The organism is Intrasporangium chromatireducens Q5-1, assembly GCF_000576575.1.
GTDB classification, from domain to species: domain Bacteria; phylum Actinomycetota; class Actinomycetes; order Actinomycetales; family Dermatophilaceae; genus Intrasporangium_A; species Intrasporangium_A chromatireducens.
In genome coordinates this window covers 1-395 of sequence record NZ_AWQS01000607.1, presented here as the reverse complement: position 1 = coordinate 395, position 395 = coordinate 1, and the positions used below count along the sequence as shown (strand labels likewise).

Annotated in this window: 1 protein-coding gene; it reads left to right on the top strand. The window is 67.3% G+C overall.

Annotated elements, in window-relative coordinates; all coding sequences use genetic code 11:
• A partial coding sequence (locus tag N864_RS23095; RefSeq protein WP_034723171.1) for an aldehyde dehydrogenase family protein occupies positions 1-395 on the top strand: 395 nt, incomplete at both ends.

The window sequence follows — 395 nt, the reverse complement described above, 5'->3', positions numbered from 1 at the left end:
CGTTCGAGTACCAGGGCCAGAAGTGCTCGGCGGCGTCCCGCGCCTACGTGCCCGAGTCGGTGTGGGCCCGGATCCGTGACGACCTCATCGCCGTGACGAACGACCTGCCCCAAGGGGACGTGACCGACTTCGGGAACTTCATGGGCGCCGTCATCGACGAGCGCGCGTTCGCCAAGCACCAGAAGGCGATCGACCGGGCGCACGCCACCGAGGGCATCGACGTGCTCGCCGGTGGCACCTACGACGACTCGGTCGGCTGGTTCGTGCGCCCCACCGTGCTGGAGATCAAGAACCGCGAGGACGAGATGTTCTCGACGGAGTACTTCGGCCCGATCCTGGCCGTTCACGTCTTCCCCGACGCCGAGTTCGACGCGGTGGTCGACCAGATGGAGTCC